Origin of the sequence: Pseudomonas sp. D1HM (assembly GCF_019266105.1) — a bacterium.
GTDB classification, from domain to species: domain Bacteria; phylum Pseudomonadota; class Gammaproteobacteria; order Pseudomonadales; family Pseudomonadaceae; genus Aquipseudomonas; species Aquipseudomonas taetrolens.
In genome coordinates this window covers 150,083-164,766 of record NZ_LRMN01000025.1, presented here as the reverse complement: position 1 = coordinate 164,766, position 14,684 = coordinate 150,083, and the positions used below count along the sequence as shown (strand labels likewise).

The following is a 14,684-nucleotide window of genomic DNA, read 5'->3' as shown; positions in this document are numbered from 1 at the left end:
GGCTCTGCCCGTCATCGAACCTGCACGATCCAGCAAGCGAGGAACCCGCATCATGTCCAGATCCATTGTCCGCACTGCATTGTTTGTACCCGGCAGTCGACCCGAACGTTTTGCCAAGGCACTGGCCGCTGGCGCCGATGTGGTCATTGTCGATTTCGAGGATGCCGTTGAGGAAGTGTTTAAACCCCAGGCGCGCCTGAACCTGGCGGCCTTTCTGCAGCAGGCGCCGCAGGTATCGGTCTGGGTGCGCGTCAACGCACCGGACCACCACGAGCACGCGGCCGATCTGACGTTCTGCACACAGCAGACCGGGGTCGCAGGGGTCCTGCTGCCCAAGGTGGAAAGCGCGGCTCAAGTGCGTGCCGTCCGGCATACCGGCAAACCCGTGTGGCCGATCATTGAAACCGCCAAAGGCTTGCTGGCGCTGGAGCAGATCGCCCATGCCGAGGGTGTGGAGCGTCTGTCGTTCGGCAGCCTCGACCTCGCCCTTGACCTGAACCTGAATACCGGCACCGCGTCCGCCGGGCTGTTTCTCGATCAGGCACGCATGTCGGTGCAGCTTCATTCCCGTGGCGCCAACCTGCTTGCACCGCTGGACGGCGTGTTTCCGGCCATCGACGACCTTGATGGCCTGCAGCAGGCTGTTCGACACGCTTATGACATGGGGTACGGTGGGGCCCTGTGCATTCATCCCAAGCAGGTGGCCGTCATTCATGGCGCCCTTGCCCCCAGCCCGGGCGATCTGGCATGGGCGCACAGAGTGGTCGAAGCGAGTTCGGCCGCGAACGGTGCCGGTGCCTTCCAGCTGGATGGGCAGATGGTGGATGCCCCGGTGTTGCTGCGGGCTCAGCGGCTTTTGGCTCAGGTCGCCGGCTGACAACGACGGGCAACCGCTATGCTAATGATCAAGCCCAAAAGATGGCGTTCAGCTCGGCCGAACGCAGGGTTATACAAAAGCTGATTCTCGAAACGCGATCCACTGGGCCATCTTACGATTGGAAACGCCTTGAAGAGGCCTCATACGCAGTGACCTGCAACGGTCCGCAGAGGCTGAACATTCTTACAACAATAAAAAGGTGATATCGATGTTGAAGCTGACCAAGGCGCTGTTCTGCGCCGCCGCAGTCTCCATGGCAGGCCTGGCTCAGGCCGCCGACCCCATTGTCATCAAGTTCGCCCATGTGGTGGCGGAGAACACGCCCAAGGGACAAGGCGCATTGATGTTCCAGAAACGGGTGGCTGCCGACCCCAAGCTGAAGGACAAAATCAAGGTCGAGGTGTACCCGAACTCCTCATTGTTTGGCGACGGCAAGGAGATGGAAGCCTTGTTGCTGGGTGATGTGCAGATGCTGGCGCCGTCCCTCGCGAAGTTCGAGCACTACAACAAACAGGTGCAAATCTTCGACCTGCCCTTCCTGTTCAACGACCTGGCGGCTGTCGACCGCTTCCAGCAAGGTCCGCAGGGTAAAGCGTTGCTGACCTCGATGGATGACAAGGGCATCCACGGCCTGGCTTACTGGCATAACGGCCTCAAGCAACTGTCGGCCAACAAGAAAGTGATCCTGCCCAAGGATGCCCGTGGCCTGAAGTTCCGCGTCCAGGCCTCCAGCGTGCTTGAAGAGCAATTCAAGGCCATCCGTGCCAACCCGCGCAAAATGAGCTTTGCCGAGGTTTATCAGGGCCTGCAGACCGGCACGGTCAATGGTACCGAGAACACCTGGTCCAACTACGAAAGCCAGAAGGTCCACGAAGTACAGCCATTCTTCACCGAAACCAACCATGGCCTGATCGATTACATGGTGATCACCAACGCCAAGTTCTGGAACAGCTTGCCGGAAGATGTCCGCGGTGAACTGCAAGCGATCATGGATCAAGTGACCGTTGAAGTGAACAAGCAGGCTGAAGCGCTGAACCAGACCGCGAAACAGAAGATCATCGACGCCAAGACCAGCGAAATCGACACCCTGACGGCTGAGCAACGCCTGCAATGGCGCGAAGCCATGCGCCCGGTCTGGGACAAGTTTTCCAACGATATCGGCGCGGACCTGATCAAGGCCGCGGACGGCGCCAACAAGGATTCGTAAGGCCCCGCCCTTCACTGATCCAGGCCACAGCCTGTCAGGCCGTGATGTGTGCGTGGCTACCCGGCCCGGGGTAGCCACCCTCTCTATGTTCGGAGAAAGTTTATGCAAACGCTCAGGCGAGTCTGGGAGCATTTCGAGGAAGGGATGATTGCCTTCCTCCTGGCTGCCATGACGCTGGTGACGTTCGTCTACGTCATGCTGAATAACTTATATACGTTGTTTTATACGCTCAGCGATCGATGGGCGTTCAGCAGCGATTTTTTCGCGGCAATCGGCGACCACTTGATGGGATACGCCCAGGAAATGACCTGGAGCGTCGCCTTGACCAAGGCCCTGTTTGGCTGGCTGATTTTTTTCGGTATTTCCTATGGGGTGCGCACGGCGGGCCATCTGGGTGTCGACGTGCTGGTCAAGAAAACCGGCAAGGCGACACAACGGGTGCTGGCCATGATTGCCTGCGCCTGCTGCCTGGCCTATGCCGGCCTGTTCCTGGTGGCGAGCGTCAAATGGGTCTCGGCCCTGCTGGTTGCCGGCATCGGTGCTGAAGACCTCGATCGCTACGGCATCCAGATCGGCCACATCGCGATCATCGTGCCCATCGGTTTCGCTCTGATCATCGTGCGTTACCTGGAAATCCTGTACCGCATCTATACCCATCGTCAGCTCGGCCTGGGGCTGGCAGACGAAGCGGCGGAAGCCAGCAAACTGGCGAATCCCGGTGAGGAGCACCACTGATGACTGTTATCTGTCTGTTCCTCCTGCTGTTCGTCTTCATGTTCCTGGGCGTGCCCGTTGCGATTTCATTGGGCCTGTCAGGAGCGGTGTCGATCCTGCTGTTCAGTCCGGACTCCTTGAGTTCACTGGCCATCAAACTGTTCGAGACCTCTGACAGCTATACCTTCCTGGCCATCCCGTTCTTCCTGCTGTCTGGCGCCTTCATGACCACCGGGGGCGTGGCCCAGCGCCTGATCGACTTTGCCAACGCCTGCGTCGGCCATATCCGTGGCGGTCTGGCCATTGCAGCGGTGCTGGCGTGCATGCTGTTCGCAGCGCTGTCGGGCTCGTCACCGGCGACCGTAGCCGCTGTGGGTTCGATTGCCGTTGCAGGCATGGTGCGCTCCGGTTATCCGAAGGAGTTCGGCGCGGGCATCATCTGTAACGCCGGCACCCTGGGCATCCTGATTCCACCTTCGATCGTGATGGTGGTGTATTCGGCGGCGACCGAGACATCCGTGGGCAAGCTGTTCATGGCCGGTGTCATACCCGGCCTGTTGCTGGGTGTGATCCTGATGGTGGTGATTTACATCGTCGCCCGGGTCAAGAACCTGCCGGCCCAGCCGCGCGCGACATTCCGCGAGTGGTTGCACACCGCCCAGCGTGCCTTCTGGGGCCTGCTGTTGCTGGTGATTATCCTCGGCGGGATCTACAGCGGCCTGTTCACCCCGACTGAAGCGGCGGCGGTGGCCGCGGTGTACTCGGCGTTCATTGCCTTGTTCGTTTACAAGGACATGAGCCTCAAGGAGTGCCCTAAAGTCCTGCTCGAATCAGGCAGGCTGACGATCATGCTGCTGTTCATCATCGCCAACGCGATGCTGTTCGCCCATGTCCTGACCACTGAGCAGATCCCTCAGCAAATTACCAACTGGGTGCTCTCGGAGGGCCTGACACCCCTCGGCTTCCTGATCATGGTCAATATCGTCCTGCTGATTGCCGGCAGCTTCATGGAGCCCTCGGCGATCATCCTGATCCTGGCGCCGATCTTCTTCCCGATCGCCATGAAGCTGGGCATTGATCCGATCCACCTGGGCATCGTCATGGTGGTCAACATGGAGATTGGCCTGGTACATCCGCCGGTGGGCCTGAACCTGTTCGTTACCTCCGCCGTGACCGGGCTGACTTTGGGTCAGACCATCCGTGCCGCTCTGCCGTGGCTGTCCATCCTGCTGCTGTTCCTGCTCCTGGTGACGTACGTCCCCTTCATCTCCCTGGCGTTGCCTACCTGGCTGGGCATGCCCTAGTCCCGTCCTGCCCGCTGCCCCGGCCTCCCTCGATGCAAGTCGTGGGAGGCTTTTTACATCACGCACGCCAGCGTTTATGGTAGTCAACTGGCAGCCCCGGCTGACCCTCAATAACAACAAGATCGCCGTGAATGCCGTTCGCGGGTTTCACGTCTGATGGGAGCACTCCATGACCCGGCCCAGCGCACAGACCACACCCGGCGAGCTCGCGGCATTCGTCAACGACCATTTTTCCGGACGCGGCATCAGCCCGGACGGGGTCATCGCCCAGTCCTGGTACCGCAGCGTTGTAGAGCATCGCCTCGATCCTGGCGCCGCCAGCCGCGAGAACATCCTCAGCGCCGAGAATATCCGCCGTCATCAGCAGCAACATCAACACTACCTCGCCATCGCCAGCCAGGGCGTCAGCGGCTTGACCAAGCGCGTGGCGCCAGCCGGTTTCGCCGTGCTGCTCAGTGACGAGCACGGTATTACCCTCGACTCTCGACTGCCCAGCCAGCCCGATGACTACACCCGCTCAGGGCTGGTGATCGGCGCCCGCTGGGACGAATCGCTGGTCGGCACCAACGGCATCGGCACCACCCTGGCGGCGGCTCAGCCGCTGATCATCCACCGCGAAGAACACTTCCTGACGTCCAATTTCCGCCTGAGCTGCTCGGTGGCGCCGATCTTTAATGCCCAGGGTCTGCTGCGCGGCTGCCTGAATGCCACCTGCCTGAACAGCGATGGCCCCCGGGAAAGCCAGTACCTGACGCTGCAACTGGTCATCCTCTACGCCCGGCTGATCGAGAACGCGCATTTTCGCCAGAGCTACCGCGATCGTCTGACGCTGTCCCTCAAGCCCATCGATGACATCGCCGACCTGGCCAATGAGCAACTGCTCGCACTGGATGAGGGCGGACGTGTCATCGGCGCCAACCGCGCCGCGTTTGTTGCCATGAACCACGCGGCCCGGCAAACACTGGTAGGACAGCCCATCGAGAGCCTGCTGCCGGTCACGGTGAGTGAGTTGCTCCGGCTCACTCAGGGCGGCGCGCGAGGCGTACGACTGCGTGCTCTGCATGACGAAGCCTTGCTGGACGTCGGCCTGCGGATTCCCTCCGAACAGCACCGTCAGCCCCCACCCGCGGTGGCACGGCCGGCCCCCCTTGCCCACCCGGATCTGCAACAACTCGCCGGCGCGGACGTCCGGCTGCAACAGAGCGTGCGCCACGTGCGCAAGGTGATCGACAAAGGCATTGCGATACTCATCACCGGCGAGACCGGCACCGGCAAGGAAGCCTTCGCCCGTGCCATTCACCATGCCAGCAGCCGGCGCGATGCGCCCTTTATTGCCTTGAACTGCGCGGCGATCCCCGAAACGCTGATCGAAAGCGAACTCTTCGGCTACCGCGCAGGCAGCTTCACCGGCGCCAGCAAGAAAGGCATGAAAGGCAAACTGGAGCTGGCAAACGGCGGCACCTTGTTTCTCGACGAAATCGGCGACATGCCGGCCCACCTGCAGACCCGTCTGCTGCGGGTGCTGGCGGAGCGTGAAATGTCACCCCTGGGCGCCGAGGTGCCCGTCACTCTGGATGTTCAGGTGGTCGCCGCGACCCACCAGGACCTGCACACCATGGTCCGCGAGAAACTCTTTCGCGAAGACCTGTTCTACCGCCTGGCAGGCATGAACCTGACGCTCCCGCCCTTGCGTGAACGCAGTGACCGCGCCGAGTTGATCGACCGCCTGCTCGCCGCTCAACAAGATGCCCAAGGCCTGCGACTGGCCCCCGAGGCGCGCCAGTACCTGCTGGATCACCCGTGGCCCGGCAATATCCGTCAACTGCTGAACAGCCTGCGGTATGCCGTGGCCCTGGCCGAAGACGGGATCATTGACCTCGACTGCCTGCCCGCAGAGGTGCTGGCGCCCCACCCTTCTTTGTTGCCCTCCCGCGACCGGTCATTGCCCGGCAGCCTGAGCGCGCAACTGGGCGACGACGAAGCCCGGCGATTGCATGCGACGCTGCATCGGCATCGCTGGAACATCAGCGCCGCCGCAACGGACCTCGGTATCTCGCGCTCAACCCTGTACCGCAAGATGAAAAAACAGGGCGTTATCCCGCCCAACGACCAACCCTGACACACACCTTCGCCCATGAAAAATGCCGGCGCCCATGATGGGAGCCGGCATTTTTTTACCTCAGGCCATCCCTCAAATCTGGATGTACACCACATGCGTGTGGGTGTATTCGTACAAGCCGTGTTTGCCGTCAGCCCCACCGATGCCGGACTTGCGCGTCCCCGCATGGAAACCCTGCATCGCCTCGAAGTTCTCGCGGTTGATATAGGTTTCACCGAAGTCCAGGCCATTACTGGCGCGCATGGCCGCGCTCAGGCTGCGGGTATAGATCGATGAGGTCAGGCCGTACTCGCTGTCGTTGGCCAGGGCGATGGCTTCCTCCAGGTCGTCGACAATCTGGATCGGCAGCACCGGACCAAATATTTCTTCGCGCATGATCGCCATGTTGCTGTCACACCCGGCCAATACCGTAGGTTGATAGTGGAACCCCTGCCCCTTGTCGGCCACCGCCCCGCCCGTCACCACTTGAGCACCCCGGGCGCTGGCGGTCTTGACCATCTGCTCCACTTTATCCAGCGCGGCCTGGTTGATCAGCGGCCCCATGTCCAGATCGGCCTCGGCCAACGGATCGCCATAACGGGTCGCCGCCATCGACGCAGCAATGCGCTCGATAAACGGCTCGGCCACCTTGCGCTCGACATACACCCGCTCTGCGCAGTTGCACACTTGCCCGGTATTGATGACCCGGGAAGCCGTGATCGCCTTGACCGCCAGTTCCAGGTCCGCGTCCGCCAGCACGATGGCCGGGGCCTTGCCACCCAGTTCCAGGTTGAGTTTGGTGATGTTCGGGGCTGCGGCCGCCATGATCCGGGAACCGGTGCCCACGCTGCCGGTGAAGCTGATCAAATCGATACCGGCATGGCTCGTCAGCGTGTGTCCGACCGTTGCCCCCGTGCCGCTGACAACGTTGAACACCCCGGTCGGCAGATCGGTTTCGGCCACTAGGCGGGCGAACTCGAAACAGTTGATCGGGGTTTCTTCGCTGGGCTTGATCACAATGGTGTTGCCGGTGATCAGTGCCGGCGCCATCTTGCGGGCGATCAGGAAAAACGGGAAGTTCCACGGCAGGATGCCGGCGACCACCCCCAGCGGTTTGCGCAGCAGGAAGATACTCTCGCCGGCCCGGTCGCTGGTCAGTACTTCCCCTTCAAGACGGCGAGCCCATTCGGCCATGTAGTCCAGGTAATCGGCGGTGAAGTTCACCTCCACCCGCGCCAGACTCAGCACCTTACCTTGCTCGGCGGTGATGATATGCGCAAGGCGTTCGGCGTTGTCACGGACCTTGGTGGCGATCTTGCGCAGGTAACCGGCACGCTCGATGGCCGGGCGCGCCGCCCAGCCCTTTTGCGCCCGGCGCGCGGCGGTGATGGCCGCTTCGACCTGTTCTTCGCTGGCCTGGGGCACACGGGCCAGCAACCGGGCATTGGCCGGGTTGCGCACCTCAATGTGCTGCTCGCTGGCAACAAAAGCGTTGGCAATGAAGTTCTGGTAATCGATCAGCTCGGTCATGTGTGTTCTCTCGCAGACAGTGTCGAAAAAAAGGCAGAGGCCAGCCGGACCTCTGCTTTGCGGGCTATTGCTGGGCGCTGAAAGTTTTCCAGACGCCGCCTTCCTGCTGCAGGTCGTGGCTACGTTTGATCAGGTATTGATGGACCTGATCCACCTGCTCCGGGGTGAAGGCGTCGGCAAACGACGGCATGCCATCGGGCACCCGGCCGCCATAGAGAATGCCGAGGAACATCTGGTGTTTTTCTTCCGTGAGTTTGCGCAGGTCCGGCAGCACACCACCGCTAACGGCATGGATCCCGTGACACTGCGAGCAGTAGCCGTCATAAAGCTTCGCACCGGCTTCCACTGCGGCGGTGTCAGCGCTCAGCGGTGGGGGTTTCGGAGTATCGGCAGGCGGTGCCGGCTCGTTAAGCGGGGCGGTCCCCCCCAGTTTGTAGGTCAGCACCTGAGAAAAAGGCTGTACCCCCGCCCGCTGCGACAAGGCGCCGGCAAAGGTCGAAAAGGCCCCGCCCCAGCCTGCCATGAAGGTGACGTATTGCTCGCCGTCGACGCTGTAGGTGATCGGTGCAGCCATGACACCGCTGGCCGCCGGTTGCTCCCAGAGTTTCTTGCCAGTGTCCGCCGCATAAGCGATGACCCGGCCGTCGGCACTGCCTTCAAACACCAGGTTGCCGGCCGTGCTCAGCGTGCCACCGTTGAAAATAGTGACGTAGGGCACTTCCCAGGCGGGTTGCTGCTTGACCGGGTCCCAGGCAATCAGCTTGCCCGTCCAGCCTTTGGCCATTTCCAGCAGCCCTTCTGCATGCTCAGGCATCATCCCGGTGCGCACGCCCAGTTGGTACATGCTCTTGAACGGGTTGCGCTTCGGTGCCTCGGGAATGTGTTCGTAATAGGCCGACATGATGTGCGCCGGGATATACACCAGCCCGGTATTCGGGTTGTAAGACATCGGCTGCCAGTCGTGGGCGCCCCAGAACGCCGGGGTGACCAACTTGCGCTTGCCGTCCTTCCAGTAGGCGGCGTTTTCGTCATCCACGATCGGCCGCCCGGTTTTCATGTCCATGCCTTTGGTCCAGCTCTGCGGCACGATGCCCTTGGCCGACAGCAACTCGCCCGTGGCCCGGTCGATCACGTAGAAGAAACCGTTCTTCGGCGCCTGCATCAGCACCTTGCGTGGCTTGCCGTCAATCGGCAGCTCGGCGAGGATCATGTGCTGGGTGGCGGTGTAGTCCCAGGCATCGCCCGGTGTGGTCTGGTAGTGCCAGACGTATTCACCCGTGTCGGCATTGACCGCGACAATCGAGGACAAGAACAGGTTGTCGCCCTTGGCCTGGCTACGCCACTTCGGATCCCACATCGAGCCGTTGCCCACGCCGATGTACAGCAGGTTCAAGTCCGGGTCGAAGGCGAAGGAGTCCCAGGCGGTGCCGCCACCGCCCTGCTCGACGAACGCATCGCCGTGCCAGGTCTTGGCGGCAATGGCCATGGCCTTGTTTTCAGGTGGCAGCTTGGGGTCGCCCGGCACCGTGTAGAAGCGCCAGGCCTGCTTGCCGGTTTCAGCGTCATAGGCCGTCACATAACCGCGCACACCAAACTCGGCGCCGCCGTTGCCGATCACCACCTTGCCGTTGACCACCCGCGGCGCGCCGGTGATGGTGTAGCTGCGTGTGTGGTCGGACCGGGTGTCCACCGACCAGACACGCTGGCCGGTCTTGGCATCAATGGCTTCCAGGCGGCCGTCCAGGACCCCGACATACACCTTGCCCTTCCACACCGCCACACCACGGTTCACCGCATCGCAGCAGGCCTCGCCCGCACGATTGCGGTCAGACTGGGGGTCATATTTCCAGATCAAAGTGCCGTCACGCGCGTCCAGCGCGTAGACCACCGAAAAGGGCCCGGTGGTGTACATGACGCCGTCGACCACGATGGGCGTGGCTTCAACGCCGCGGTCCAGGTCGAGCTTGTAGCTCCATGCCAGCCCGAGCTGATCGACGTTCTGGTCGCTGATGTTCTTCAGCGGGCTATAACGCTGTTCGTCGTAGGTGCGACCGGTACTCATCCAGTTACCGGGCTCTTTATCGGCGGCAATGATGCGCTGACCATCGACGTTGGCCGGCATGTCCTGCGCCCAGGCCGGCGCACTGCTCAGGGTGAGGGCCAATGCGACCCATAGAGCTTTAAGGGGGACGCCCAGGGGCGCGGTCCGGGAAACCAGAGGCACGGCAAGGCCAATCTGTGACATGGGAGACTCCTGATTCTTATTAGTAGCGAAGCCATTGCGCTCGCCACTGGAACGGAGCAAACCCCATGCCAGTGCTTAAATACCCGCTGCAGCCCTTGTGATACGTGGCTTGCAGCCAAAACCCGAGACTGCGTCAGCGTGCGACAGGTGTCGCATCCGGCGCGACAGCTGCGTCACACCTGACACACCGCGACAGAGCGCCTCGCCCCGTGTCGACCATCGCCCCCACAGCTGGTATGACCAGCAGCACGATAAAAATCAGCCCCATTCAAACGCAGCGCCAAGCTGATGCTTTACAAGGTTTTTTTTATAAACAAAGAAAAACTGAACATAAAGAACTGGTTCGACCAGCCCGGCTGCGCATAGACAGCAGAGCGTTCCCCGGCCAATCTGCAACGAGCGATATCCGGATAGCTGACCTCTAATAAAGACAATCGAGTGCCGTGAACCGCCTATGAACATCCTCTACGATGAACGCGTCGACGGTGTGTTGCCTGATGTCGACAGGCACGTCCTCCTTCAGACGCTGCAAGCACGATGGCCGGACCTGGAAGTTCTGCATCAGCGTGAAGAACTCAAGCCGTACGAGTGCGACGGACTTTCCGCCTACCGTACGACGCCCATGCTGGTGGTGCTGCCACGTCACCTCGACGAAGTACAAGGAATACTGCAAATTTGCCATGAGCTGCAGGTCCCGGTGGTCGCCCGCGGTGCCGGTACCGGTTTGTCCGGCGGAGCATTGCCCCTGGAAAAAGGCGTCCTGCTGGTCATGGCGCGCTTCAACCACATCCTCCATATCGATCCCGACGCCCGTACCGCACGGGTCCAGCCGGGGGTGCGTAATCTGGCGATCTCCCAGGCGGCAGCACCGTTCGGTCTGTATTACGCCCCCGACCCTTCGTCACAGATTGCCTGCTCCATCGGCGGCAACGTGGCCGAAAATGCCGGGGGCGTGCATTGCCTGAAATACGGGCTGACCGTGCACAATCTGCTCAAGGTCGACATCCTCACCGTTGAAGGCGAGCACCTGAGCCTGGGTTCGAACAGCCTCGACTCCCCCGGCTTCGATCTGCTGGCCTTGTTCACCGGCTCCGAAGGCATGCTCGGAGTCATTACCGAAGTCACGGTCAAGCTGCTGCCCAAGCCACAAACCGCCAAAGTGCTGCTGGCCGCCTTCGATTGCGTTGAAAAGGCCGGGCGCGCCGTGGGCGACATCATTGCCGCCGGCATCATCCCGGGCGGCCTGGAAATGATGGACAACCTGGCCATCCGCGCCGCCGAGGACTTTATCCATGCCGGGTACCCGGTGGATGCCCAGGCGATTCTGCTCTGCGAACTCGATGGCGTTGAAGCCGACGTCCACGATGACTGCAACCGCGTGCGCCAGGTTCTGGAGCAGGCCGGGGCCACCGAAGTACGCCAGGCCAGAGATGAAGCCGAACGGGTGCGCTTCTGGGCCGGGCGCAAGAATGCCTTTCCGGCGGTGGGCCGTCTTTCGCCGGATTACTACTGCATGGACGGGACGATCCCGCGCCGCGAACTGCCCGGGGTGCTGCACGCCATCTCGGCGTTGTCGACCGAGTACGACTTGCGGGTGGCCAACGTTTTTCACGCCGGCGACGGCAACATGCACCCGCTGATTCTGTTCGATGCCAATCAACCGGGCGAGCTCGACCGCGCCGAGGCCCTGGGCGGCAAGATCCTTGAATTGTGCGTGAAGGTCGGCGGCAGTATTACCGGTGAGCACGGTGTGGGCCGCGAGAAGATCAATCAGATGTGTGCCCAGTTCAACAGCGATGAGCTGACCCTGTTCCATGCGGTGAAGGCCGCCTTCGATCCGAGCGGTCTGCTCAACCCCGGCAAGAATATTCCGACGCTGCACCGCTGCGCCGAATTCGGCGCCATGCACGTTCATCTGGGGCAGATGCCCTTCCCTGAGCTGGAGCGTTTCTGATGCGCAGTGAACACGATAGGGATGACAGCGCAGCACTGCTGGAGCAAGTCAGCCAGGCACTGCAAAACGCCACGCCGCTGCGCATCCAGGGCTCCAACAGCAAGGTCTTCCTGGGGCGCATTGTCGCCGGCGAAGTGCTCGACACCCGCTCGCACCGGGGCATCGTCAGCTACGACCCGACTGAACTGGTGATCACCGCCCGCTGCGGCACGCCCCTGTCCGAGCTGGCCGAGGCACTGGACCAGGCGCAACAAATGCTGCCCTGCGAGCCGCCGTCCTTCGGCGACGACGCCACGGTAGGCGGCATGATCGCCAGCGGGCTGTCGGGACCACGCCGCCCGTGGGCCGGTTCGGTCCGGGACTTCGTGCTCGGCACCCGGGTGATCACCGGCCATGGCAAGCATTTGCGCTTCGGCGGCGAAGTCATGAAAAACGTCGCCGGCTATGACCTGTCGCGCCTGATGGCCGGCAGCTACGGTGCCCTCGGGGTGATCACCGAGGTATCGCTCAAGGTGCTGCCCAAGCCCCGGCAATGCCTGAGCATCAGCCTGGAGATGGACAGCGACCGGGCCTTGCTGCGGTTGGCGCAATGGGGTCAGCAACCGCTGCCGATCAGCGCCGCCTGCCATGACGGTGAGCGTCTGCACCTGCGGCTTGAGGGCGGCGAAGGCTCAGTGGCAGCTGCCCATGACCGGCTGGGTGGAGAGCGGCTGGAAGCTTCGTACTGGACAGACCTCAACGAGCAGCGCTTGCGGTTTTTCGATGAGGACCAACCGATCTGGCGTGTGTCCGTGCCCAACAACACCCCAGGCCTGTCCCTGCCCGGCAGGCAACTGATCGATTGGGGCGGCGCGCAACGCTGGCTCAAATCCGACGCCGATGCGTCGTTGATCCGCGCAATCGTCAATGAGGTCGGCGGGCATGTGACCTGCTACAGCCATGGCCTGTGCGACAGCCCGTTTCAGCCGCTGCCAGAGACACTGCTGCGCTACCACCGCAGCCTGAAGCAGCAGCTCGACCCCCGGGGCATCTTCAACCCCGGCCGCCTGTACCCGGAGCTTTGACCCATGCAGACCACCTTGAGCGAACACGCCCGCCAACTGCCGCGGGCCGAAGAAGCCGAAAGCATCCTGCGCAGCTGTGTGCATTGCGGCTTCTGCAATGCCACCTGCCCGACCTATCAACTGCTTGGCGATGAACTGGATGGCCCACGCGGGCGCATCTACCTGATCAAACAGGTGCTGGAAGGCAACGAAGTCACGCAAAAGACCCAGCAACACCTGGATCGCTGCCTGTCCTGCCGCAACTGCGAAACCACCTGCCCCTCGGGCGTCGACTACCATAACTTGCTGGACATCGGCCGCGCCGTGGTCGACGCCGCCGTGCCGCGCCCTGCCGGGCAACGCCTGTTGCGCGAAGGGTTGCGCAACGTTGTGCCCAACCCGGGGCGCTTCAAAGCACTGCTCAACAGCGGCCAGGCATTGCGCGCGCTGCTGCCCGCCCCCTTGCAGGCCAAGCTGCCGCGACGGATCGAGCCTGCCAGGCCGCGCCCCGTCACCCGCCATGAACGCCAGGTGCTGATGCTCGAAGGCTGCGTGCAGCCGAGCCTGTCACCCAATACCAACGCGGCGGCGGCTCGCGTCCTGGATCGCCTGGGAATCAGCGTAACCGCGGCCCGCGAGGCCGGTTGCTGCGGTGCCGTGGATTATCACCTCGACGCCCAGGCTGCCGGCCTCGATCGCGCCCGACGCAACATCGACGCCTGGTGGCCGAGCCTTGAAAACGGGGCCGTAGCGATCGTGCAAACCGCCAGCGGTTGCGGTGCGTTCATCAAAGAGTACGGGCACCTGCTCAGCGCTGACCCGGCCTATGCCGAAAAAGCGCGCAAGGTCAGCGCCCTGGCCAGGGACCTGGTGGAGATCCTGCGTGACGAGCCGCTGGAACAGCTCGGTGTGCACAGCGACCAACGCCTGGCCTTCCATTGCCCCTGCACCTTGCAGCATGCGCAAAAGCTCGGAGGAACCGTCGAGACGGTCCTGACCCGCCTGGGCTTCAGCCTCACGCCCGTACCCGACAGTCATCTGTGTTGTGGCTCGGCGGGCACCTATTCACTGACCCAGCCCGAGCTGTCCCGACAACTGCGCGACAACAAGCTCAACGCCCTGGAAAGCGGCCAGCCCGACGTCATTGTCACGGCCAATATCGGCTGCCAGTCCCACCTCGACGGTGCGGGCCGCACCCCAGTGCGGCACTGGATCGAACTGATCGACGCCGCCTTGCCTTGACCTGCCCGCCTCAGTCCCCGCGAATGTAATGCTCAAGCTGGCGAATCAATTGGGCCTGCTCGACGAGGGCTTCCTTGACCAGGTCGCCAATCGACAGCAGACCAATCAGCTTGCCGTCTTGCACCACAGGCAAGTGGCGCAAATGACTGTTAGTCATGACCTCCATGCAACGCTCGACGCTCTGCTGGCTGTCGGCAGTCACCACCGGCGAACTCATGATGGCCCTGACCGGTGTTCCCACTGAAGAGCGCCCCTGCAAGACGACCTTGCGTGCATAGTCACGCTCGCTGATGACACCTATGACCTGCGCGTTTTCAATCACCGCCAGCGCACCTACGTTCTTGTCGGCCATGATCTTCAGGGCCTCCATCACCATGGCATCTGGCGCGATGCTATGCACCTGCTGGTTTTGCAGGTCTTTTAGCTTGAGCAACTGTGCAGCTGTTTTCATAACCGTCTCCTGGAACCCG

12 protein-coding genes are annotated in these 14,684 nt (G+C 62.3%); 9 read left to right on the top strand and 3 right to left on the bottom strand.

From position 1 onward, the window contains the following. Positions 1-52: 52 nt before the first annotated feature. From AWM69_RS21490 to AWM69_RS21470, 5 genes are all read left to right on the top strand, one after another. Positions 53-877, top strand: a complete 825-nt coding sequence (locus AWM69_RS21490; protein ID WP_218728387.1) for a CoA ester lyase — start codon at positions 53-55, stop codon at positions 875-877. A 208-nt stretch (positions 878-1,085) separates the two neighbouring features. Continuing rightward, complete coding sequence (locus AWM69_RS21485) at positions 1,086-2,084, top strand: TRAP transporter substrate-binding protein (protein WP_218728386.1); 999 nt, start codon at positions 1,086-1,088, stop codon at positions 2,082-2,084. A 102-nt stretch (positions 2,085-2,186) separates the two neighbouring features. Then, positions 2,187-2,819 (top strand): TRAP transporter small permease, encoded by a 633-nt coding sequence (locus tag AWM69_RS21480; protein WP_048380488.1) that lies wholly within the window; start codon positions 2,187-2,189, stop codon positions 2,817-2,819. Continuing rightward, positions 2,819-4,102 (top strand): C4-dicarboxylate TRAP transporter large permease protein DctM, encoded by a 1,284-nt coding sequence (gene dctM / locus AWM69_RS21475; RefSeq protein ID WP_131654124.1) that lies wholly within the window; start codon positions 2,819-2,821, stop codon positions 4,100-4,102. The genes AWM69_RS21480 and dctM overlap by 1 nt, the downstream gene beginning before the upstream one ends. A gap of 169 nt (positions 4,103-4,271) precedes the next feature. Then, the gene (locus AWM69_RS21470; RefSeq protein WP_218728384.1) at positions 4,272-6,221 is read left to right on the top strand and encodes a sigma-54-dependent Fis family transcriptional regulator; all 1,950 of its coding nucleotides are present in this window, start codon (positions 4,272-4,274) and stop codon (positions 6,219-6,221) included. Positions 6,222-6,293: 72 nt separating this feature from the next. Here AWM69_RS21470 and aldA read toward each other — a convergent pair whose 3' ends face one another. Together aldA and AWM69_RS21460 are read right to left on the bottom strand one after the other, a co-directional pair. After that, on the bottom strand, positions 6,294-7,730 hold the full coding sequence (gene aldA, locus AWM69_RS21465) for an aldehyde dehydrogenase (RefSeq protein WP_218728382.1): 1,437 nt from the start codon (positions 7,728-7,730) through the stop codon (positions 6,294-6,296). A gap of 64 nt (positions 7,731-7,794) precedes the next feature. Beyond that, positions 7,795-9,975, bottom strand: coding sequence for a PQQ-dependent dehydrogenase, methanol/ethanol family (locus AWM69_RS21460; RefSeq protein ID WP_218728381.1), 2,181 nt, complete (start codon positions 9,973-9,975; stop codon positions 7,795-7,797). Positions 9,976-10,184: 209 nt separating this feature from the next. Between AWM69_RS21460 and AWM69_RS21455 the strand changes: the two genes are divergently transcribed. The 4 genes from AWM69_RS21455 to glcF are packed head-to-tail and all read left to right on the top strand — an operon-like array spanning position 10,185 to position 14,214. Next, the gene (locus AWM69_RS21455; protein ID WP_218728379.1) at positions 10,185-10,400 is read left to right on the top strand and encodes a hypothetical protein; all 216 of its coding nucleotides are present in this window, start codon (positions 10,185-10,187) and stop codon (positions 10,398-10,400) included. Between the two features lie 29 nt (positions 10,401-10,429). Next, positions 10,430-11,929: a glycolate oxidase subunit GlcD gene (gene glcD / locus AWM69_RS21450; protein ID WP_218728378.1), complete on the top strand. Its 1,500-nt coding sequence runs from the start codon at positions 10,430-10,432 to the stop codon at positions 11,927-11,929. Further along, entirely contained in the window at positions 11,929-12,993 is a 1,065-nt protein-coding gene (gene glcE / locus AWM69_RS21445) for a glycolate oxidase subunit GlcE (protein WP_218728376.1), read from the top strand. Before glcD ends, glcE begins: the two co-directional genes overlap by 1 nt. 3 nt (positions 12,994-12,996) lie before the next feature. Further along, a complete protein-coding gene (glcF, locus tag AWM69_RS21440) occupies positions 12,997-14,214 on the top strand; it encodes a glycolate oxidase subunit GlcF (protein WP_218728374.1) in 1,218 nt (405 codons plus the stop codon). Positions 14,215-14,224: 10 nt separating this feature from the next. On the opposite strand, the gene AWM69_RS21435 is transcribed toward glcF, so the two are convergent. Then, on the bottom strand, positions 14,225-14,665 hold the full coding sequence (locus AWM69_RS21435; RefSeq protein WP_218728372.1) for a CBS domain-containing protein: 441 nt from the start codon (positions 14,663-14,665) through the stop codon (positions 14,225-14,227). Positions 14,666-14,684 lie beyond the last annotated feature (19 nt).